The sequence below is a fragment of the Nocardia sp. NPDC049707 genome (assembly GCF_040674855.1).
In the GTDB taxonomy this organism is placed as follows: Bacteria; Actinomycetota; Actinomycetes; order Mycobacteriales; family Mycobacteriaceae; genus Nocardia.
The window spans coordinates 36,773-57,715 of sequence record NZ_JBFANN010000007.1 but is presented as its reverse complement, the minus strand read 5'-3'; the positions used below and the strand labels follow the sequence as shown (position 1 = coordinate 57,715).

Annotated in this window: 20 protein-coding genes; 13 read left to right on the top strand and 7 right to left on the bottom strand. The window is 65.6% G+C overall.

All coding sequences use genetic code 11. The features are described from left to right. Positions 1-46: 46 nt before the first annotated feature. The gene (locus tag AB0J29_RS09470; RefSeq protein WP_364781968.1) at positions 47-334 is read left to right on the top strand and encodes a hypothetical protein; all 288 of its coding nucleotides are present in this window, start codon (positions 47-49) and stop codon (positions 332-334) included. A 271-nt stretch (positions 335-605) separates the two neighbouring features. After that, positions 606-2,039, top strand: a complete 1,434-nt coding sequence (locus tag AB0J29_RS09465; RefSeq protein WP_364781965.1) for an aminobutyraldehyde dehydrogenase — start codon at positions 606-608, stop codon at positions 2,037-2,039. Between the two features lie 12 nt (positions 2,040-2,051). Here AB0J29_RS09465 and AB0J29_RS09460 read toward each other — a convergent pair whose 3' ends face one another. Genes AB0J29_RS09460 through AB0J29_RS09450 form a run of 3 tightly spaced genes read right to left on the bottom strand, consistent with a single transcriptional unit; the run spans position 2,052 to position 3,619 of the window. After that, positions 2,052-3,275 (bottom strand): aminotransferase class III-fold pyridoxal phosphate-dependent enzyme, encoded by a 1,224-nt coding sequence (locus tag AB0J29_RS09460; protein WP_364781962.1) that lies wholly within the window; start codon positions 3,273-3,275, stop codon positions 2,052-2,054. Between the two features lie 11 nt (positions 3,276-3,286). Further along, positions 3,287-3,520: a hypothetical protein gene (locus AB0J29_RS09455; protein WP_364781959.1), complete on the bottom strand. Its 234-nt coding sequence runs from the start codon at positions 3,518-3,520 to the stop codon at positions 3,287-3,289. Between the two features lie 15 nt (positions 3,521-3,535). Beyond that, positions 3,536-3,619, bottom strand: coding sequence for a hypothetical protein (locus AB0J29_RS09450; protein ID WP_364782331.1), 84 nt, complete (start codon positions 3,617-3,619; stop codon positions 3,536-3,538). A gap of 157 nt (positions 3,620-3,776) precedes the next feature. On the opposite strand from AB0J29_RS09450, the gene AB0J29_RS09445 reads away from it, so the two are divergent. From AB0J29_RS09445 to AB0J29_RS09435, 3 genes are all read left to right on the top strand, one after another. Next, the gene (locus AB0J29_RS09445; RefSeq protein ID WP_364781956.1) at positions 3,777-4,100 is read left to right on the top strand and encodes a hypothetical protein; all 324 of its coding nucleotides are present in this window, start codon (positions 3,777-3,779) and stop codon (positions 4,098-4,100) included. A gap of 5 nt (positions 4,101-4,105) precedes the next feature. Next, positions 4,106-8,365: an ATP-dependent RNA helicase HrpA gene (gene hrpA, locus AB0J29_RS09440; protein WP_364781953.1), complete on the top strand. Its 4,260-nt coding sequence runs from the start codon at positions 4,106-4,108 to the stop codon at positions 8,363-8,365. 102 nt (positions 8,366-8,467) lie between these two features. Beyond that, positions 8,468-8,692, top strand: coding sequence for a hypothetical protein (locus tag AB0J29_RS09435; RefSeq protein WP_364781950.1), 225 nt, complete (start codon positions 8,468-8,470; stop codon positions 8,690-8,692). 9 nt (positions 8,693-8,701) lie between these two features. On the opposite strand, the gene nrdR is transcribed toward AB0J29_RS09435, so the two are convergent. The 3 genes from nrdR to AB0J29_RS09420 all read right to left on the bottom strand — a co-directional run bounded on the left by nrdR (position 8,702) and on the right by AB0J29_RS09420 (position 11,199). After that, positions 8,702-9,178 carry a transcriptional regulator NrdR gene (nrdR, locus tag AB0J29_RS09430; protein ID WP_364781947.1) on the bottom strand — a complete coding sequence of 159 codons (477 nt, stop codon included), beginning with the start codon at positions 9,176-9,178 and terminating at the stop codon, positions 8,702-8,704. A gap of 176 nt (positions 9,179-9,354) precedes the next feature. After that, on the bottom strand, positions 9,355-10,608 hold the full coding sequence (locus tag AB0J29_RS09425) for a hypothetical protein (protein WP_364781944.1): 1,254 nt from the start codon (positions 10,606-10,608) through the stop codon (positions 9,355-9,357). Positions 10,609-10,758: 150 nt separating this feature from the next. Continuing rightward, positions 10,759-11,199 carry a hypothetical protein gene (locus AB0J29_RS09420; protein ID WP_364781941.1) on the bottom strand — a complete coding sequence of 147 codons (441 nt, stop codon included), beginning with the start codon at positions 11,197-11,199 and terminating at the stop codon, positions 10,759-10,761. 322 nt (positions 11,200-11,521) lie between these two features. Between AB0J29_RS09420 and lexA the strand changes: the two genes are divergently transcribed. The 6 genes from lexA (at position 11,522) to AB0J29_RS09390 (ending at position 18,166) form a co-directional block, all read left to right on the top strand. Next, positions 11,522-12,232: a transcriptional repressor LexA gene (gene lexA / locus AB0J29_RS09415; RefSeq protein ID WP_364781938.1), complete on the top strand. Its 711-nt coding sequence runs from the start codon at positions 11,522-11,524 to the stop codon at positions 12,230-12,232. A 597-nt stretch (positions 12,233-12,829) separates the two neighbouring features. Then, positions 12,830-14,182 (top strand): cytochrome P450, encoded by a 1,353-nt coding sequence (locus AB0J29_RS09410; protein WP_364781935.1) that lies wholly within the window; start codon positions 12,830-12,832, stop codon positions 14,180-14,182. After that, the gene (locus AB0J29_RS09405) at positions 14,163-15,116 is read left to right on the top strand and encodes an alpha/beta hydrolase (RefSeq protein ID WP_364781932.1); all 954 of its coding nucleotides are present in this window, start codon (positions 14,163-14,165) and stop codon (positions 15,114-15,116) included. Before AB0J29_RS09410 ends, AB0J29_RS09405 begins: the two co-directional genes overlap by 20 nt. Further along, positions 15,100-15,957: an SDR family NAD(P)-dependent oxidoreductase gene (locus AB0J29_RS09400; protein ID WP_364781929.1), complete on the top strand. Its 858-nt coding sequence runs from the start codon at positions 15,100-15,102 to the stop codon at positions 15,955-15,957. Before AB0J29_RS09405 ends, AB0J29_RS09400 begins: the two co-directional genes overlap by 17 nt. Next, positions 15,954-17,486, top strand: coding sequence for an NAD(P)/FAD-dependent oxidoreductase (locus tag AB0J29_RS09395; protein WP_364781926.1), 1,533 nt, complete (start codon positions 15,954-15,956; stop codon positions 17,484-17,486). Before AB0J29_RS09400 ends, AB0J29_RS09395 begins: the two co-directional genes overlap by 4 nt. 35 nt (positions 17,487-17,521) lie before the next feature. Beyond that, positions 17,522-18,166 carry a TetR/AcrR family transcriptional regulator gene (locus tag AB0J29_RS09390; RefSeq protein WP_364781923.1) on the top strand — a complete coding sequence of 215 codons (645 nt, stop codon included), beginning with the start codon at positions 17,522-17,524 and terminating at the stop codon, positions 18,164-18,166. On the opposite strand, the gene AB0J29_RS09385 is transcribed toward AB0J29_RS09390, so the two are convergent. After that, a complete protein-coding gene (locus AB0J29_RS09385; protein ID WP_364781920.1) occupies positions 18,147-18,812 on the bottom strand; it encodes a class I SAM-dependent methyltransferase in 666 nt (221 codons plus the stop codon). The two genes, AB0J29_RS09390 and AB0J29_RS09385, sit on opposite strands and share 20 nt — an antisense overlap. Before the next feature lie 519 nt (positions 18,813-19,331). On the opposite strand from AB0J29_RS09385, the gene AB0J29_RS09380 reads away from it, so the two are divergent. Further along, a complete protein-coding gene (locus AB0J29_RS09380; RefSeq protein ID WP_364781917.1) occupies positions 19,332-20,183 on the top strand; it encodes a thioesterase domain-containing protein in 852 nt (283 codons plus the stop codon). Continuing rightward, positions 20,180-20,941 (top strand): DUF6875 domain-containing protein, encoded by a 762-nt coding sequence (locus tag AB0J29_RS09375; protein WP_364781914.1) that lies wholly within the window; start codon positions 20,180-20,182, stop codon positions 20,939-20,941. The genes AB0J29_RS09380 and AB0J29_RS09375 overlap by 4 nt, the downstream gene beginning before the upstream one ends. Positions 20,942-20,943: the final 2 nt, after the last annotated feature.

Genomic DNA, 20,943 nt, shown 5'->3' with positions numbered 1-20,943 from the left:
CACCATCGTGCCCGAGGGGCGCCCAGGAAGACGCCGACTGTGTGGGGTGGTAGCTGTCGGCGACGCCCAGGTCGGCGGCGATGACTCGCATTATCTGTTCGCTGGCACCCTCGCCGGTATACGTGGTGACACCGAGTATCTGTTGCGCGGTGGCGTAGTGGTGCTGCGAGACGTGCACGCGTTCCCGGCGAATTCGATGCGGTGCCAGTGGAACTCGCGAGCGAGCGGCTCTGCGCCACTCAGCCTGGTTTCGCTTTCCACCCACACCGATGCGATGGCAGAGCATGAGGTCGTATCCGAATTGCCGGATAACCCGGACAGCGGAGTTGGGTGACGCACGGATTTTCCGAAACTTCGATGAGAACATTGTTGCGAAGACGAAATTCGTTGCAGCGGAAGACGAAACAAAGTTATCCACCGAAAGTAAATAAGGCTCCGACTGCGTCGTCCGCAGCAGCGACAAAAGGCGTAAGCTCAATCCATTCGGTGCCGATAACATCGAAATGTTGATGAAATAGTAGTAGGCGACGGCGAAAAGATGCCAAGTCGACCGAACGTCCCACGCCCGAGAATTGTCGACTCAACAGAGCAACCGAGGAGGCAGCATGACAGTGGTCCAGAACTTCATCGACGGCAAGCTCGTCGACTCGGTCGGTGGTGCGACGATGGCGCTCGTCGACCCTGCCACCGGTGATCAGTACGGCACCGCCCCGGCGTCCAACGAACAGGACATCGACAACGCGTACGCGGCGGCGGCCAGGGCGTTCGAGGACTGGAAGCGCACGACGCCGTCGCACCGCCAGAAGGCGCTGTTGGATTTCGCGGACGAGTTGGAGACTGCCGCCGACGCGCTCGTCGCGGCCGAGGGCCGCAACACCGGCAAACCGAACCACATCACCTCGGCCGCGGAGATCCCGCAGATGCTGGACCAGACCCGATTCTTCGCGGGGGCGGCACGAGTACTCGAGGGCAAGTCGGCCTGCGAGTATCTGGCGGGCCATACATCGTGGATCCGCCGGGAGCCGATCGGCGTCATCGGGCAGGTGACGCCGTGGAATTACCCGATGATGATGGCGATCTGGAAGTTTGTTCCCGCGATCGCGGCAGGCAACACCGTGGTGATCAAGCCGAGCGACACCACTCCGGTGACGACGGTGATGCTGGCCGAACTGGCCGCCGAGCACCTGCCGCCGGGTGTGCTCAACGTGGTCACCGGTGACCGGGTTACCGGTGCGGCGGTGGTGGCACATCCGACCCCGCACATGGTGTCGATCACCGGTTCGGTGGCAGCGGGCCGTGCCGTCGCGGAGTCGGCCGGTGCCCGGCTGAAGCGCACACATCTGGAGTTGGGCGGCAAAGCGCCGGTAATCGTATTCCCCGACGCCGATATCGCCGCTGCCGCCAAGGACATCGCGGCCTCGGGCTATTTCAACGCCGGGCAGGATTGCACGGCGGCCACCCGGGTGCTCGGTCATGCGTCGGTGGCCGATGATTTGACCGCGGCGCTGGCCGAGCAGGCAGGCACTGCCACAACGACATTCGGCAAGCCCGCCGATGACAGGGACGCCTGGGTGCCACCGGTCAACAACGCCAACCAACTACAGCGGGTACTCGGCTTCCTCGATGCTGTGCCAGATCATGCTTCGGTCGTGGTCGGCGGGCACCGCCAAGGTGACCACGGGTATTACGTCGAGCCGACGGTCATCGGCGGACTGCTCCAGCATGACCGGCTGAGCCAGAACGAGATCTTCGGCCCGGTGATCACCGTGCAATCGTTCACCGACGAAGACGACGCGATCCGGTGGGCCAATGGCGTCGAATACGGGCTGGCGTCCTCGGTATGGACCAAGGATGTGTCGCGGGCGCTGCGCGTATCGGCCGCGCTCGACTTCGGCTGCGTGTGGATCAACACTCACACCGCATTGATCGCCGAGATGCCGCACGGCGGGTTCAAGTCGTCCGGGCACGGCAAGGACCTGTCGATGTACGGGCTGGAGGACTACACGCGCGTCAAGCATGTGATGGCCAAGATCGACTAGTGCCGCGAGGGCTCAGCCCAGCGCGCGGGTGAATCCCTCGACGAGTTCGTCGACCTGGTCGTCGGACATGACGAATGACGGCGAGATCTGCATTGCGCCCTGGCCCGCCGCGCGTCCTGAGATGCCGTGCTCCCGAAGGGTTTTCACGAAGGGTAAGCCCTCGGAAGGGTCGGCGAGCTGGATCGCGGCGACCGCCCCGAGACCGCTGCGGACCTCGGCGACGCGCGGGTGGTCCGCGAGCGGGGCGAGTTTGGTGTGCAGGGTGGATTCCAGGCGCTTCGCCTCGTCGAGCAGGCCCTCCCGCTCGACGATGGCCAGGTTGGCGAGGGCCGCGGCGGCGGCTCCGGCGTGGCCGCCGTAGGTGTAGCCGTGCCGCCACCAGACGCCGCCGCTGAAGAAGGGGGCGGCGATGTGCGGGGCGATGAAGACCGCGCCCATCGGGATGTAGCCGGAGGTGAGGCCCTTGGCGGTGGTCATGAGGTCGGGCTCGAGGTCGAAACGGCTTGCGGCGAACCAGGATCCGCCGATGCGGCCGAAGCCGGTGACGACCTCGTCGACCACGAAGAGGATGTCGTGGTCGCGGCAGATACGGCGGACCTCGGCGAGGTAGCCCTGCGGCGGCAGGTAGACCCCGCCCGCGCCGATGATGGGTTCACAGAAGAATGCGGCGATGCGCTCCGCGCCGATCTCCTCGATCAGCGCCAGCAGCGCCTTCGCATCATCCCATGCGACGGTGCGGGCATCGGCCATCAGCTCGCCATAGCCCTCCCGGTTGACCGGGATACCCGCCAAAGCCGTTCCCGCGACATGCATTCCGTGATATGCGCGCTGACGTCCGACCACAATCGTCTTATCCGGCCGCCCCAACTCGTGCCAGTAGCGGCGCGCGAGTTTCGCGGCGGTGTCCACCGAATCCGAGCCGCCGGAGGTGAAGAAGATCTTGCTGCCCGGCACGGGTGCGATGCTTGCCAGCTTCTCCGCCAATTCCTGAGTGGCTGGCTCGGCGAAATCACCGAAGTTCGAGTAGTGCGCGACCGTGCGCAGCTGCGCGGCAACCGCATCAGCGATCTCCGCGCGACCGTGCCCGACATTGGTGAACCACAGCCCGGCCGTCGCGTCCAGATACCTGGTACCCGCCTGGTCGTAGACGTAGGCACCGTCACCACGCGCCACGACGAACGCACCGTCGCGTTCGACCGCGCCCATATCGGCGAACCCGTGCCATAGCGCACCCATATCTACCACCTCTACTCGACAACCAGATCGCTTCGTCGCTCCCCCGGCTCCTCCACGCCGCAGACCAGGCGGGCCCGCGTTCGGCCGCTCGGACAATACCGAGCAACCCGTGCCAGCACCCAGTCCACGATCATCACGATAGGCATGAGGCGATGCGGCACGTCATCCACCCACCCCGGTTCATCTCCCACCGAGACCTTGTGGATCGCGGTCAGCGGGCTGCCGACCTCGGCGCTTGCGCTCACCGCATCCGGATTCCGTCACCCGCGATCAGCGGTGGTCCTGCCTCGCTGATTCGCGACACGTCGCCGTTCGACCAGGGCCCCGAGGGCGGCTACGGCCACCGCGGGCGAAGACGCCGGTGCGGATGAGCAGGCCGATGATGAGGGACACGTAGCCCTGCTCGCGCGGGTCGATGAAGGCTACGGGTACCACTCCACGCTGGGGCTGCGGAGGAGGGTGTAGGTGCCACATCGGGCCGGGTGGATGAGCCAGGCGCCGATGAGTGCGTGGGCGATGCCCCGGGGCACCGGGACCGACCAGGACCGTGACGATCGGCAGGATGCGGTGCAGGACATCGTTGATCGAGCGGTCGTGTTGCGGATCGGTATCCAGACCAGTGCAAGGATGCCGAGCACAGCACAGGCGAAGCGCGAGACACGGATCAACGGTGGCGCGGCACCGGCTGTCATCGCCGGGTTTTCCCACATCAGAACCGCTTCGATCGGTGAACCGGCCCGCGCGAGCGGCGCAGTGTCGCCGGTGTGCGCACCGGATGCCCACGCCCGACGCGGATTCGGCGCGCCGGTTTCGCTACCCTGGTGAACGCAATGACCAGGACAGCCGACGCGAATCTCCGCGAGCTTCGGACCCGCCTGGCCGCCCTGACCCTCCGCGATGAACACCGGTTGCGCCGCAACCTGGATCGGGCCCGCGGTGGCGATCTCACCGGCATCACGGCCGAGATCGCGGCGGCCGAGCAGCGCGTCGAGGCCCGCCGCGCCGCGCTACCCGAAATCCGCTATCCGGAACAGCTACCGGTCTCCGCGCGCCGCGACGAGATCGCCAAGGCGATCATGGATAACCAGGTCGTCATCGTGGCCGGTGAGACCGGATCAGGTAAGACCACTCAGATTCCGAAGATCTGTCTGGAACTCGGCCGGGGCATCCGCGGCACCATCGGGCACACCCAGCCGCGCCGCCTGGCCGCGCGCACCGTCGCCGAGCGCATCGCCGAGGAATTGGGCACCGAACTGGGCGATGTCGTCGGCTACACCGTGCGTTTTACCGATCAGGCCTCCGATCGCACACTGGTCAAGCTGATGACCGACGGCATCCTGCTCGCCGAAATCCAGCGCGACCGACTATTGCGCCGCTACGACACGATCATTATCGACGAGGCACACGAACGCAGCCTCAATATCGACTTCCTGCTCGGGTACCTGAAGCAATTGCTGCCGCGCCGACCGGATCTCAAGGTGATCATCACCTCGGCGACCATCGATCCGGAATTGTTCGCCCGCCACTTCGCGAAGCCGACCGATGACCACTTTGCGGAGCAAACAGATAACCACCGTGCGGAGCAAACAGATGCCCCGAGCGCGGACGAATCAGGCACTCCCGCACCGATTGTCGAAGTATCCGGCCGTTCCTATCCGGTCGAAATCCGGTACCGGCCGCTATCGCTGGAGCTACCCTTCGCCATCGATGACGACGACGAGGACACCCGCATCGTGGACCGCGACCCGGTCGATGCCATCGGTGACGCGGTGCGCGAACTCTTCGCCGAGGGCGACGGTGACGTGCTGGTCTTCCTATCCGGCGAACGCGAGATCCGCGACACCGCCGATGCATTGCGCGACCTACAACTGCCGCGCACCGAGATCCTGCCGCTCTACGCCCGACTATCCACGGCCGAACAGCATCGCGTATTCGCCCCGCATCCAGGGCGACGAGTTGTGCTGGCCACCAATGTCGCCGAGACCTCGCTGACCGTCCCCGGCATCCGCTACGTCATCGATCCAGGCACCGCGCGGATCTCCCGCTATTCGATGCGCACCAAGGTGCAGCGTCTTCCTATCGAGGAGGTTTCGCAGGCTTCGGCCCGCCAACGCGCAGGACGCTGCGGTCGCGTCGCGGACGGCATCTGCATCCGCCTCTACTCCGAGGAAGACTTCGAATCCCGGCCCGCGTTCACCGAACCGGAGATCCTGCGGACCAATCTGGCCGCCGTCATCCTGCAGATGACCGCGCTCGGACTCGGCGATATCGAGAAGTTCCCCTTCGTGGAGGCGCCCGACCGCAGGGCCATTCGCGACGGTATCGCACTGCTGGAGGAATTGGGCGCGCTCGTAGCACGTGCGACCCCGAAACCGGCTCGGCGGCAGGCCGATTCGATGGCGAAAGACCAGTCGGATAGCGCCGCGTCCGAACGGATCCGAGCCGAGCAGGTGTCGGATGCGACACTGACCCTCACCACAACCGGGCGTGAAATGGCCCAGATTCCGGTGGATCCGCGAATGGCGCGCATGCTGGTCGAAGCCCAGCGCAACGGTGTGCTCGCGGATGTGCTGATCATCGTTGCGGCGCTGTCCATTCAGGATGTGCGCGAGCGTCCCGTCGACCATCAGCAGGCCGCGGACACCAAACATGCCCGCTTCGTGGTCGAGGGCTCGGATTTCCTGGCCTACCTGCGGTTGTGGGAGTATCTGACCGAGCAGCGGAAGTCGCTGTCGGCCAATCAGTTCCGGCGCATGTGCCGTGACGAGTTCCTGCACTACCTGCGGATCCGGGAGTGGCAGGATCTGCACGGACAGTTGCGGACGATCACTCGGAGCCTCGGGTGGTCGGCGCTCGGTGACGGTTCCGGTTCGGAGGAAAGTGGTTCGCGCCGTGGGCGATCCGCCACCAATGGCTCCGGCGATGGATCGCGGCGTGACGCGGACCGCTCTCGCGCGAAAGCAAATCGCCGCAGCCGCGACAGCTCCACCGGTGCGAAACAACAAGCCGCCGAGACACCCGAAAACGATGGCACCCCATGGGATTCGACCGACATCCACCAGGCACTGCTGGCGGGCATGCTCTCCCACATCGGCGTCCGCGAGGCCGAGACCCGCGAATTCCTCGGTGCCCGCAATGCCAAATTCATGATCTTCCCCGGCTCCTCGCTGGCGAAGAAGCCGCCCCGCTGGGTGATGGCGGCCGAACTCGTCGAAACCTCCCGGCTCTGGGGCCGGATGGCGGCCCGGGTGGAGCCGGAGTGGGCCGAACGCTTGGCCGGAGATCTGGTGAAACGCACCTACTCCGAGCCGCATTGGTCGGCCAAGCGCGGCACAGCGCGCGCCTACGAGCGGGTCACGCTGTACGGCGTGCCGCTGGTGGTGAGCCGCGCCGTGGATTACGGCCGGATCGATCCGGAACTGTCGCGCGAGTTGCTTATCCGCCATGCCCTCGTCCAGGGTGAGTGGCAGACCCGCCACGAATTCTTCCACCGCAACCGCGAACTCCTCGACGATGTCGCCGATTTGGAGCACCGCGCCCGCCGCCGGGACATACTCGTCGACGATGAGGTGCTGTTCGAGTTCTATGCCGAGCGCATCCCGGCCGATATCGTTTCGGTGCGCCATTTCGACGGATGGTGGCGCACCGCGAAGCGCAAAGATCCCGCACTGCTGGACTTCTCGACCGATACCGTGGTGAATGAGGCTGCGGCGACCCTCGACCCGACCGATTTCCCGGACGCCTGGCGCCAGGGCGAGTTGAGCTTCCCGCTCACCTACCAATTCGAGCCCGGTAATGACGATGATGGTGTCACCGTACGGATCCCGGTCGAGCAACTGGCGCATGTGCGCGCCGTCGGTTTCGACTGGTTGGTGCCCGGTATGCGCGAAGAGTTGGCCGCCACACTGATCAAGACGCTACCGAAGGCGCTGCGCCGCACCGTCGTTCCCGCACCGGACTTCGCCGCGGCGGCCCTCGCCGCGCTGACGCCGCGCGCCGAACCCCTGCGCACCGGCCTGGCGAGGGAACTGTCACGGCTGGGTGCGGTCACCATCGCGCCGAGCGATCTCGACCCCGCCGCGCTTCCGGACCATCTGCGCATGACCTTCGTCGCGATCGACGCCGGCGGCCGGGTACTCGCGCGCGGGAAGAACCTGGCGCAGTTGAAAACCACACTGTCCGAACAGGTTTCGGCCTCGGTGGCCCGCGCTACCGCGGGTGCGGAACGCGCCCCCGCAACCGTGTGGACCTCGGAATCGTTGGGGACGGTCGAGCCGACGGTTCAGAGCGAGGTGGCCGGTCAGACGGTCACCGGTTACCCGGCGCTGGTCCCCGAGGGCGAAGGTGTCGCGGTGCGCGTCCTGAGCTCCCCCGCCGAGCAGGCCGCCGCCATGCGCGCGGGCACGCGCGCACTGGTACTCGGCGCGATTCCCACCTCGGTCCGCACCGTCACCGCGAGTCTGCCACCGCGGGATCGGCTTGCGCTGAGCCAGAATCCGTACGGTTCGCTCGACGCGCTCATCGAGGACTGCCGCGCCGCCGCCGCGGACGAACTGATCGCCGCCGCCGGTGGACCGGTGCGCAGTCCGAATCAGTTCGATGCTCTGATCGTGAAGATCCGCCCCGATTTCGTATCCGCGGTGGCCCGTATCGTGCGTCTGGTCGTGCCGGTGCTGGCTGAGGCGCACCAGGTTTCCTCCGCACTCGCCGAAACGTCCGAACGCGATATCGCCGAGGATGTCCGCCACCAATTCGACGACCTGATCTTCCCCGGTTTCATCTCAGAGTGGGGCAGTGCTCGGCTGCGCGCACTCCCCCGCTACCTGGCGGCCGCCCGCATGCGGCTGCGGTCGCTACCCGGCTCAGCGGTCCGCGACCGACACGGCATGGTCGAAATCGACCGCGTCCTCGCCGCATACGACCGCCTCGTCAACGCACTGCCCGAAACCCGCAGGCACGCCCCCGATATCACCGAAATCTGGTGGATGATCGAGGAATTCCGCGTCAGCCTCTTCGCGCAGAAACTCGGCACGCCCTACCCGGTCTCCACCAAGCGCATCGAAAAGGCCATCGCCGCCATCCGCCGCTGATGCCCGTCGCGCGCCGGGGCTGGTCGTGTACCGGTAGTTCTGGGGCACGACGAGGTACCGATAGCGCGGCTACTGTCACCGAACATGGTGGCACGCAGGAGCATGCGGAAATCCCTCGCATCGATAATCGCCACATGTGCCGTCGCGCTCGCCCCGATGGCGGCCGCCGCGGCGCGGCCACCGACACCAGAGCCGACACTGGTCCAGGCCGATAGCGACCTGCTGCGGCAACTGGTTCGGCCGCTCGACACTGGATCGGTCACCATCTGTCCCGGGCAGGAAATGGGCAGCTTCGGCTGCTCATGTCCGCCGGGCATCTGCCTGTGACCGCAGGGATCAGTCCGCGCTGGCCGCTACTGTCGCCGCTTCGCGATGTCTGCGCAGATCGGCGATTTCGCGTTCGAAATCGTCGGCGGAGGTGAAGGAGCGATAGACCGAGGCGAACCGCAGGTAGGCCACCTCGTCCAGGTCGCGCAGCGGCCCGAGGATGGCCAGGCCGACCTCGTGGCTGGGGACCTCGGGGGAACCCTTCGCACGCACCGCGTCCTCCACCTGCTGGGCCAGCAGGTTCAGGGCGTCTTCGGCGACCTCGCGACCCTGGCAGGCCCGGCGCACACCGCGGATGACCTTTTCCCGGCTGAACGGTTCGGTCACTCCACTGCGCTTGACCACGGATAGGATCGCGGTCTCGACGGTGGTGAATCGTCTCCCACACTGCGGGCAGGAACGCCGGCGGCGGATGGCCGCGCCTTCCTCGGCCTCACGCGAGTCGACGACCCGTGAGTCGGGGTGTCGGCAGTAGGGGCAATGCATCCGAGAGATCCTTCGTCGATGCGCGCGCCCGCGTCCGAATCGGCTCCGGTTCGCCAGTCCCGATCCGGCGAGCACGTGTACAGGGGTCTAGACCGATACGTCGATATCTAATCCAGGATACCCGGGCGGGGTCAACAACCGTCTCACCCGTCCCAACTATCCCGTCGACCGACCGCTCAGCCGAGTTGCCACTGTGTCGTCAGATCGGCGATCAGATCGGGAATGCGCGCGATCATCCGGCCGTGCGCGAGCTTACTCCAGAAGGATTCACCGAGCACCACCTCGGCCAACGGCCGGTTGCTCTCCATATCGATATGGCGCTGCGCCAGATCTCCCATGATGTAGACCCAGCGGGTATCGCGGTCGGCCCAGTTGAAGTCCGGCAGCGGGATGCGCAGCGAGACGGTGCGCCCCACGATATCCGCATTGACGGTGGCGGGCGCGAAAACACCGGGTGCGCGGACACCGGGGACAGCGGGCTTACCGACCACCGTGCTCACGTAGGTCAGCACCCGTCCCATTGCGCCGCGGCCCGCCGAGGTGGCGTCCCATTGGTCGGCGATGACTTGGTTCTGCTCACGATCGGTCATGCGGATGAGCGCGTCCACATATCCGTCGTAGGTATGCGAATCGATGGACTGCCAGGCGGTGCGGATATCGGCATCGATCACCCCGGCCGCATACATCTCGTCGATGCCGACCATCCCGAGTGCGGCATAGGCCTCGTGCATCGGGACCAGATCGGTGAAGATGTGCTTCTGCATGATGATCAGCCGGGTCTGGTACCAGGCGATATCCTCGGCGCTCAGGCGCGAACCCTCGGTCGCTAGCAGCCGAATGTCGGCGGGCACCTTGGCCACCAATTCCGGTGGGGTGTCGCGCAACAGGTCGGCGACCGCATCGCCGAGTTGATGGATGCCCGGTACATCGAGTACCAGACCGACATCGCCGAGGTCGAAGAAACCCGAGGCGAAGGAGCCGCCCGCGATTCCGGCCAGGCCCGCCCACCAGAACTCCGGATGGTCATTCGCCAGCCGGAAGTAGTTGACGTACACCTGGCTGAAGGTGCGCTGGTTGGCATGTACGCCGAGCGCCGGATCCCAGGACGCGAGGTCGATATCGGCATTGCGGGTCGAGATCACCAGCCAGTACTGGTGCAGCAGTGTGGCATAACGGCTCGGCGCCACTCCGTCGGCCCTGGCCTGATCGAGCGCCGCGCGTAATGTCGACTCGTCCAGTGGCAGTGCGGGATTCAGACCGCCGCCGCCGGCACCGTCCCCGGTGAGCACGGGTAGATCCAGGTATATCTCGTATGCGGGTGCCGCCTGTGCGGCCGGAATCACGCTGAGCCCGAAGATAATACAGGCCAGCAGGCCGGCGATCCGGGCGGGCAGACGGACGGCGTGTGCAGCGATTGAGCGATACGTCATTGCGTAGTGTCCGAAATCGTTCGTCGGCAAATGTTGCCTAGGTCACGTTTCAGGCACAGTAACAATATGCCCTGATTTGCAATCGACAATTTCGGCCACCCTGGGTGGCGGATCGGCCGATCACCATCCGCCACACCGGTTTTCGACGAGCTACCGCGGCACACCGACTCCCACACCGTCCGGAACCGACCGCTGCTCGACCACGACGGGCACCGTCGCCGGGGTGTCGGCACCGAAAGTTCCGGCGCGCCAATGCGCCAACCCGACCAGAGCCGTCACCACCAGCGCGCTCAACAGCGCCGCCACCGCGAGCACCGCGAAACCGACCTGCGCCTGTTCGACCCGCTTCATCGGATGCGGACCCCCCGCCTGATGTAGCGCGCGCGTTCGAACGGGACCGCGGTCGTACAGCACCACCGCACCGCCGGGCCGACCGTCGCGCGGACGCCGGTCCGCCACGGCGCGCGCGGCGGCCAGCGCCCGAACACCACCGCGATGCGGGCGCTGCACGCGCCGACCGGACTCGAAGCCGAGATCGACGTCGGCCTCGTCCTCGAGGTCGATGCTCAGGGCGCTGATCGCTGTGCTCATCGGACAAACCTCCGTGAAGGGATGGTGGTGGGTGCTCAGGTATGTCATGAGATGATGAGAGGTAGCTGTTCGATCAAATGTTCGAAGAAGTTGCGATCGATTTCTACCACGCCCAACCGACAAAGTCAGCAGAAAACGCCGACATGCCTCGAACAGATGTTTGATACATCGACGCGACCGGACTAGATTCGTTGAGACGAAACCAATGGACAGGCGACGAGAGCGACGGGCATGGAGGCGGCAGCTTGCGTAACCACCCCGCGTGGATAGTCACGCAGCGCCCCCGCGAACGGCGCACATCGAACACAGAAGGGCGGTTGCGGTGAGCCACACAGACGACACGGGTGACGAGAGCGGAGTTGGCCCCGTCCCGTCCGGTACCGGGGCGGATCTCACCGTGCGTCAGCGCAAGGTTCTCGAGGTCATCCGCACCTCGGTGAGCGAACGCGGCTACCCGCCGAGCATCCGCGAGATCGGCGACGCGGTCGGACTCACCTCCACCTCGTCGGTCGCCCATCAGCTGCGCACCCTCGAGCGGAAGGGCTATCTGCGCCGCGACCCGAATCGTCCACGCGCCGTTGATGTTCGCGGACTCGACGAAGCGGTCCGCGCGGTGACCAGTCTGCCGACCACCGAGGATGCCGAGACCGGCCGACCGATCCCGACCTTCGTGCCCGTGCTGGGTCGGATCGCCGCCGGTGGCCCGATCCTGGCCGAGCAGGCCGTGGAGGATGTCTTCCCGCTGCCGCGCGAACTGGTCGGCGACGGATCGCTGTTCCTGCTCAAGGTCGTCGGTGAATCGATGGTCGACGCGGCGATCTGCGATGGCGACTGGGTGGTCGTGCGTCAGCAGAATGTCGCCGACAACGGCGATATCGTGGCCGCGATGATCGAGGGCGAGGCGACGGTGAAGACCTTCAAGCGCACCGGTAAGGATGTCTGGCTCATGCCGCACAATCCGCTGTTCGAACCGATTCCGGGTAATGACGCGCAGATCCTCGGCAAGGTCGTCACGGTTATCCGCAAGGTCTGATCCCAGTTCAGTGCTATCTGCCCCGGCTCAGCGGGGCAGCATGGCATCCAGAAGTCGGCTCGGTGGTCGGCGGCGTAGGAGTCGATGAGCCGATTTCCAGCCAGCCGGAAGGACATGACCAGTGGTGCGGCCGAATCGTAGGCCCGGATCGGCTCTAGACCTGCCGAATCCGGGCGGGTGTCGATGGTGAATCAACCCCGGTACCTTCGCGTTTCGGTGGCGAGGCGCTGCCGATCCGGTGTCACGACGGCGCCATAGATCCAGCCGAGGCCGCGCAGGCACCACGTAGGGAATGCCCGCGAACAACCGATGCTCCGCGGCCAGGACACCGCGCAACTGGCCGGCCTCGAGAGTGACGAGGTCGGCGGCGGCCGACTGGCGCCGGTCCAGCCCCGCCGATCAGCACGATGACCGACGCGAGGATGGCGAACCAACCCCAGCCTGCGGTTGTCACCCAACGATGCTTGCGCACGTGCTCACCTCGACCAGCAGCACCGCCGGAGCGGACGGCAATCCCGACAGTGATCCTTGCCACATCGTGGTACATCTGTGTACCATACCGGTGGTACACAGATGTACCACGCTGGGAGGTGCCGCATGACCACGGTGAAATTGCCCGACGGGCCGACGAGTCCGGCCTTCTTACAGGCCATCGAGGTGATGGCGGGCCGCACCCGCGCATGGCGCAGATTGCATGAGCGGTACGGCTCGGCGTTCACGGTCTACCTTCCCCGCTTCGGGCGGGTGGTCGTGCTATCCGAACCGGCCGAGGTGAAGGCGCTGTTCACCGCGAGTGCCGAGGTGGCCGACAACGTCGATGTCAATCTCGGAGAGTTTCTCGGTCCCGGCTCACTGTTCGCACTGGAGGGCGCCGAACATCGTAAACAGCGCAAATTGCTCACCCCGCCGTTCCACGGTCGTCGCCTCGCGGTGTACGAGACGCTGATCGAGGAGGAGACGGTGCGCGAGCTGGCCACCTGGCCACAGGGCCGGGAGTTCGCGACGATGGATTCGATGATGCGGATCACCCTGAATGTGATCCTGCGCGCCGTATTCGGCGCCGAGGGCAAGGAATTCGACGAACTGCGCGAGTTGCTGCCCAAATTGGTGTTGGTCGGCTCGGCGCTGGCGGCGCTGCCGGTGCCACGAAAGTTCTTGGGGCGATACGGGCCATGGGCCCGCTTCGCCGCATACCGCCGCGACTACGACGAGATCGTCGGCAGGCTCGTCGATCGCGCAGCGACCGACGAGCGGCTCGCCGAGCGCGACGATGTGCTGGCGATGATGCTGCAGGCCCGCTACGACGACGGCACTCCGATGACCCGCGGCGAGATCGCCGACGAACTGCTCACCTTGCTCACCGCGGGCCACGAGACCACGGCGACCACCCTGTCGTGGACCATCGAACGGTTGCGCAGGCATCCGGAAGTGCTGCGGCGCTTGGTCGACGAGGTCGACGAAGGCGGTTCGGCACTACGCGAGGCCACCCTGTTGGAGGTGCAGCGGGTGCGTCCGGTCATCGATATGACGGCCCGCAAGATCCGTGCGGAGTCGATGCAGTTGGGGCGGTGGACGCTGCCGAAGGGGCAGAATGTGGTCGTCAGCATTCGGCTCATGCACGACAACGAGGACCTGTTCCCGAATGCCCGCACCTTCGATCCGAACCGTTTCGTCGGTGTCCGGCCGGGCACCTTCAGCTGGATTCCGTTCGGCGGCGGCGCTCGGCGCTGCATCGGTGCGGCCTTCGCCACCATGGAGTTGAATGTCGTATTACGCACGCTGCTGCGAGATTTCACCCTCGAACCGACCGAGGCGCCGGATGAGCGCACGCACTTCCGCGGCGTCGCACTGGTGCCCGCCGAGAAGGGCCGGGCTGTGGTGTACCGCCGCGCGCCTCGGCCCGTCACGGCCGAGGCCGAACAGGTGACCCATGAGCAGAGCATCGCGTAGCGATCCGATGAAAGGTGGTGGCCGGGTGACGGGCGGGCTCGAGCACTTCGCCGATGTGGGCGGTGGCGTCACCCTCGCTTACGAGCGCCTCGGTGACGGCGGCACCCCATTGCTGCTCGTCGCCGGACTGGGTCAGCAACTGCACGATTGGCCAGACGGTCTCTGCGCGCTCCTGGTCGCACGCGGCTACGACGTCATCCGCTTCGACAATCGCGATGTCGGCAAGTCGACGCACTTCGGCTTTCCGCCGCCGGGCCCACTCGACTTTCTGCGAAAGCGTTGGCACACAGCGCAATACGACCTCTCCGATATGGCCGCCGACGCCGTCGGCCTGCTCGACGCGCTGGAGCTGAGCACCGCGCACCTGGTCGGGATGTCGCTCGGCGGGATGATCGCGCAAACCGTCGCCGCCCGCTATCCGGCCCGGGTCGCCTCACTGACCTCGATCATGTCGACCACAGGTGCGGCACGGGTCGGGCGTCCGGCCCTGTCGACCTGGCGATTGATGTTCGGCCGACCGGCCGGCACGCGCACCGAACACATCGAACGCACGGTGCGCATGTACCGCCACATCCGCTCACACGGCTATCCGTTCGACGAGCAGGCGGTGCGCACCGCCGCGGCGACGACCTGGGACCGCGATCCCCATCCCGCACCAGGCGTCGGCCGTCAACTCGCCGGCATCCTCAAATCCGGTGACCGCACCGCCGAACTCGCCGCCGTCACCGCCCCGACGCTGATCCTGCACGGTGACCGCGACCTGATGGTGCACCCGACCGGCGGCACCGTCACCGCGCGCGCCATCGCGGGTGCGCGTCTGCACACCCTGCCCGGCCTGGGCCACGACCTGCCCGTCGGTGTCCGGCCGATGCTCACCGACCTCATCGATACCCATATCCGCACCGCCAGGAGCACCGATGCCCCGCGCCGCTAGGCCGCTGTCCGGCCGTCCCGCCATGATTACCGGTGCCGCCTCCGGCATCGGCCGCAGTCTCGCCCAATTACTTTCGCGCCGTGGGTCACCCGTGGCGATCGCCGATATCGACGCGGTCGGGCTGAAGCATACGGCTGCCACACTGACCGGCCCGGTGCTCACCCGCGTACTCGATGTCCGCGATGCCGCCGACCAACTCGCCTTCGCCGCCGAGGTCAGGGACTGGCTGACCGAGCCGTTGGCGGCGGTTTTCAACAACGCGGGTGTGGCGGTGACCTCATCGGTGCTCGACGCGGTTCCGGAAGACGACGAATGGTTACGGCAGATCAACTTCGACGGCGTGGTCAACGGCACCCGTGCATTTCTGCCAATCTTGGTCGAACAGGACCGGGGCGTCATCGTGAATACCTCCAGTGTGTACGGACTGCTCGGCATGCCGAATCAAAGTGCGTATTGCGCTGCGAAATTCGCGGTGCGCGGTTTCACCGACGCACTGCGCCAGGAACTTCGGGGCACGGGAGTTTCCGCGGTGAATGTGCATCCGGGTGGTATTACCACCAATATCGCGCGCAATGCCCGGGTGCGCAAGGATCCCGAGGGACGCGGCCGTTCACATGAACAGCTGGCGGCGGAGTTCGAAGCGATCACCATGACCTCGCCGGATAAGGCCGCCGAAATCATCTGTCGCGGAGTCGAGCGCGGCAAGTCCCGTATTCTGGTCGGGCCGGATGCCTACGTCTTCGACGCACTCGCACGGGTCGCGCCGACGCATTACTACGACATATTCGCGGTAATCGAGCGGCGGTTGCGGGCACGCGCCGAGGCGGGGGTGACAGCATGAAAGCATCGCGCAGCGATTCGATCGGGGGTGGCCGGGCGACGGGTGGGCCGGAGCATATCGATGTGCTGATCGTCGGCGCCGGTCTCTCCGGAATCGGCGCGGCACACCATCTGCAGACGGCATTCCCGAAGCGCAGCTACGCAATTCTGGAGGCGCGCACGGCAATCGGCGGCACCTGGGATCTGTTCCGCTATCCAGGGGTACGTTCGGACTCCGATATGCACACCCTCGGCTACCGTTTCCGTCCGTGGACCCAGGCCGCGGCCATCGCCGACGGGTCATCGATCCTCGACTACATCCGCAACACCGCGGCCGAAGCCGGTATCGATCGTCGAATCCGATTCGGGCACAAGGTCATCGGGGCATCCTGGTCGACCGAAGCGGCGCAGTGGACGGTGACGGCCGAACATGGCGGCACCACCTCGACATTCACCTGCGGCTTCCTGTATGTGTGCAGCGGCTACTACCGTTATGACCACGGTTACACCCCCGAATTCGCCGGAATCGACGATTTCCGTGGGCAACTCGTGCATCCGCAGCATTGGCCCGCCGACCTGGACTATGCGGGTAAGCGAGTCGTCGTGGTCGGCAGCGGGGCCACGGCGGTGACCCTTGTCCCGGCCATGGCCGAGACGGCAGCGCAGGTGACCATGCTCCAGCGCTCCCCCACATACATCTTGTCCATGCCCACCGAGGACGCGCTGGCGATCCGCCTGCGCGAACGGCTCGGCCCCCGCCGGGCCTACACGATCACCCGGTGGAAGAACGTGCTGATCGGCACGATCATCTACCAACTCAGCCAGCGCCGCCCGCGCATGATGCGCAACTTCATCCGCAAGCAGACGGCCGCGCAATTGCCGACCGGATACGAGGTGGACGTCCACTTCGAACCGACCTATAACCCATGGGATCAACGGCTCTGCCTGGTGCCGGACGGGGATCTGTTCCGGGCGATCCGGGCCGGGCGCGCCGCCGTGGTGACCGACCGCATCGAGAAGTTCACCGCCGACGGCCTGCGGCTGGTCTCGGGCGCCGATCTCCCCGCCGATATCGTGGTGACGGCCACCGGTCTGCAACTGCTCGCCTTCGGTGGGATCGAATTCAGCGTCGACGGCCGGGCGGTCGCACTGTCCGACACCATGGCCTACAAGGGGATGATGCTCAGTGGTGTCCCCAACTTCGCCTTCACCATCGGCTACACCAATGCGTCCTGGACGTTGAAGGCCGATCTGGTCGGCGAATTCGTGTGCCGGTTGTTGCGGCATATGAACGACAACGGCTATGACCAGTGCACGCCGTGGCCGGATCCGAGCATCGCCCCGGAGCCCCTGCTGAATTTCCGATCCGGCTACGTCCAACGCTCCATCGACCGTTTTCCCAGGGCCGGATCGCGACGCCCGTGGCGCTTGGGCATGAGCTACGCCCATGATGTGCTCGCACTGCGTCACGGGCGAATCGAGGACGGCACGATCCGATTCGCGAGCCGGGCCGCCGCACCCGACCATATTCAGGTGCGTGCGAGGTCATGATCGCCGTGGCGGCGGGGCGAACTAACCTGATTCTCGTGACCCGTGCCCAGCCCGCCGCCAGCATCGCCACCGAGGGGACGCCGGAGTCCGCATTCCGGCGTCGACTCCTCGACGCGATGGCCGAGGCCGTGCGCGATCGTGGTTATCGCGAGACGACGGTCGCCGATGTGGTTCGCATCGCGCGCACGTCCCGTCGCACCTTCTACGAACATTTCGACAGCAAACAGGATTGCTTCATCGCACTGCTCGCCGAGCGCAACAATGAGACGATCCAGCAAATCTACGATGCCGTCGACCCAGCCGCGCCCTGGCGCACCCAGGTCCGACAGGCCATCGAAGCCTGGATCCACGCATCCCGTCAGGATCCGACGATCACCCTGGCCTGGATTCGGGACACCCCCGCGCTCGGCGAGGCCGCCCGCCTGGTCCACCACGACGCGGGTGAGGCTTTCATCGAGCTGATCCAAAGCATCACCGCGACGCCGAGGTTCGAAGCTCCCGGGCTGCATCCGCCGACCCGTCAGATGGCGACCATCCTCTACGGCGGTTTCCGCGAACTCATCGCCTCTACTGTCGAAGAGGGCAAGGACATCCGCGACATCATCGACGTCGCGGTCGATACGGCCATTGCCCTGGTCGGCCCGCGCTACGACCAGGGGCCTAGTCCTTCACGGCGATGAACTGCGCCAGCGCGCCATTGCACACCAGCTCGACCTCACGCAGACCCGCCGCGGCGATCCAGTCCGATAGCTCGGCCGCGGTGCCGGACGGACCGAATACGCCCATCGTCCGCATCACCTGCATGAGTAGGTCGAAGCGCGGCCGGACGCCGCGCACCACACAACTGCCGACCAGCCGTCCACCCGGCGCGAGTACCCGAGCGAGCGAGGCGATGGCGGCGGCCGGATCCGGCATGCAGTGCAGGCCGGCGAAGCTCACTACCAGATCGAATTCGCCGGTGGCGAAGGGCAGATCGACCACATCCGCGCGCACATAGTCGATATCGGACAGCCGGGCGCGCTCGGCCACGCGGCGCGCCGCCGCCAACTGGTCATCGGAGATGTCCGCGGCCACATAGCGCAGCTTGCGACCGTGTTCGAGTCGACGCAGGGTCACGCCGCCGCCGACCGGCAGATCCAGCAGCGCCGAACCCTCCGGCAGCTGATTGACGATATCCATCGCCGCATACATCCGGCGGGTATCGCAACCCCACATCACCTGTCCGGCGGGCCGGGCCACCTGCGGATGGTCGAGCACGAAGTCGTATACCGGAGCCCCGAGATTCCCCCAGACTCGGCTCTGCCATAGTTCACGGACATCGGGCACGGTTGTCTCCTCTTCGCACGGTGCGCGTACAGGCTAGGCCGGAGATCATCGACGCGCCAAAACCTTCTCGGACCCGATCGGCGGCGACGGTCGATCTGCCGATGCAAAGCGCCATGGAGATCCGACGCGACCGGGCAGCGACAGCCGAGCTACCGCCAGCTGGACCGGTTCACCAATTCGGACAAAACCAATCGCAATACCACGATCGCATGTTAACAACGTGCCAGAATTTATATCGTTTTGCGCATCTCGATATTACATTCCGGCCGTTCATATATATGACATACACCGTTGAAGGATAGGGCATTCCGTCATCTAATCGAGGACCGAAGGTCCCTGCGTGACACAGTGTTACGTTCGACCCCCTGACATGCGATAAAGCTCTCGAAGAAACCTTTAGAGCACTGCCCGGTACACTCCGGAATTCGTTGACAATTCCGCGCTGCGGATTCGAAGTCCGGGTAGGCACAGCGAACCATTCCGCCTAGACTGGCCGTGGTCGGGATAGAGGAAAGTTCAATGACCGTTCTGCGACCACAGCTTTATCCCAACGAGGGATCAAGCGACGTTACCGAGCCGGAAGCGTCAGCAATAACGCAGGTGCCGCTGTCAGCTGGGCAACGTGGGTTATGGCTGGCGCAGAAGTTGAGTCCGGATGTGCCGATATCCGAGGCGCAGTACATCGAGTTGCGTGGAGATCTCGATGTCGATCTGTTGCGCGCGGTGACGATTCGAGCAGGCCGCGAGTTCCAGTCGGGATACCTGCGGCTGGTAGAGGTCGACGGCGAGCCGTATCAGTTCTTCGACCCGTCACGGCATGCCGATGTTGCGTTCGAGCAGATGGTGGACGAACGCGTTCCGCGGCGGCCGCACTCCGGGCATCCGCCGTTTCAGGTGATGCTGGCGTTGCGGAATCTCGAGGCCGATGTCGAGCTGCCGGTGGTCGATCTGTCCGAAGCGGCGTCTCGCTTCGACCTGCGGTTCGTGGTCTCGGCCGACCATGACAGCGGCGATGTCACGCTCGCGGTCACCTACGCCACGGGCCCGTACCACCTGCTCGGCTACTCGCTCGGCGGCACCATCGCGCATGCGATCGCCGTCCGACTCCGCGCCGACGGCGAGTCCGTCGCCACCCTGGCTGACCTGATCTACTTCAGCGCCACCGCCCACCCGGAGGACGACCCCCGGCCCGTCCTCGCATGGAACAACCTCATCACCGGCCGGATCACCGACCATCGCATTCCCATCCGGCACGAACGGATGATCGAACCCGACTCGCTCCGCGCGATCGGATTCGTCCTCACCGAGCACTTCCGCTCATCACGAACTACCGCACCGGAGCCCAACACCCCCACAAGGACAAGCCGATGATGAACACGGACCGAATCGTCGGGACACGTTCCGGCATCGAACCAGTCAACCTGTTCGCTCCCGATCCAGGGACGCCGCGGATCGCCGCGCACTCGCGTGCCGCCGAATTGCGAAGGTGGACTCGCGAATATCTGTGTCAGCCGCACCCCGACCTCGGTCGATCCGGCCCGGTCTGTCCTTATACCAGCCGCGCTATCTCGAACCACTTCCTGTGGGCCGCATTTCTCGAAGGTCGTTCCATCGACGCCGAGTACCTGACTGCGGTCGTCGACGATCTATTCGACCTGTTCCCCGCCTTGCCGCCCCGGGACGAACCCGATTCCAAGCTCAAGGCCGTCCTCGCGGTCTTCCCGGACCTCACCGAATACGCCGACATCGATGCGATTCAATACGAGCAGAAGTCTCGGTTCGTCGAAATGGGCCTGATGCTGGGTCAGTTCTATCCGGGGTGCACCGCCGCGGGGCTGCACAACCCGGACTTCCCCGCACTCGATGCGCCACTGCCCATGCTCGCCGTTCGCTATATGGCCCCCACCGACTTCCCATTCCTCAACACCCGCCATGAATGGATGGACTCTTACCTCAAACTATTCGCCCCCGCCATCCCCAAATTCATCACCAGCACCATGTCCGACAGACTCGTACAACCAACCGAAGACTCGACCGGCCACCGAGATCGGGGTCGGGACACGACAACCGCACCATCGGCCGCCCATCCGCTGCCGAACCAGCGAAATGGTGGCGATCACCGGAATTGAAT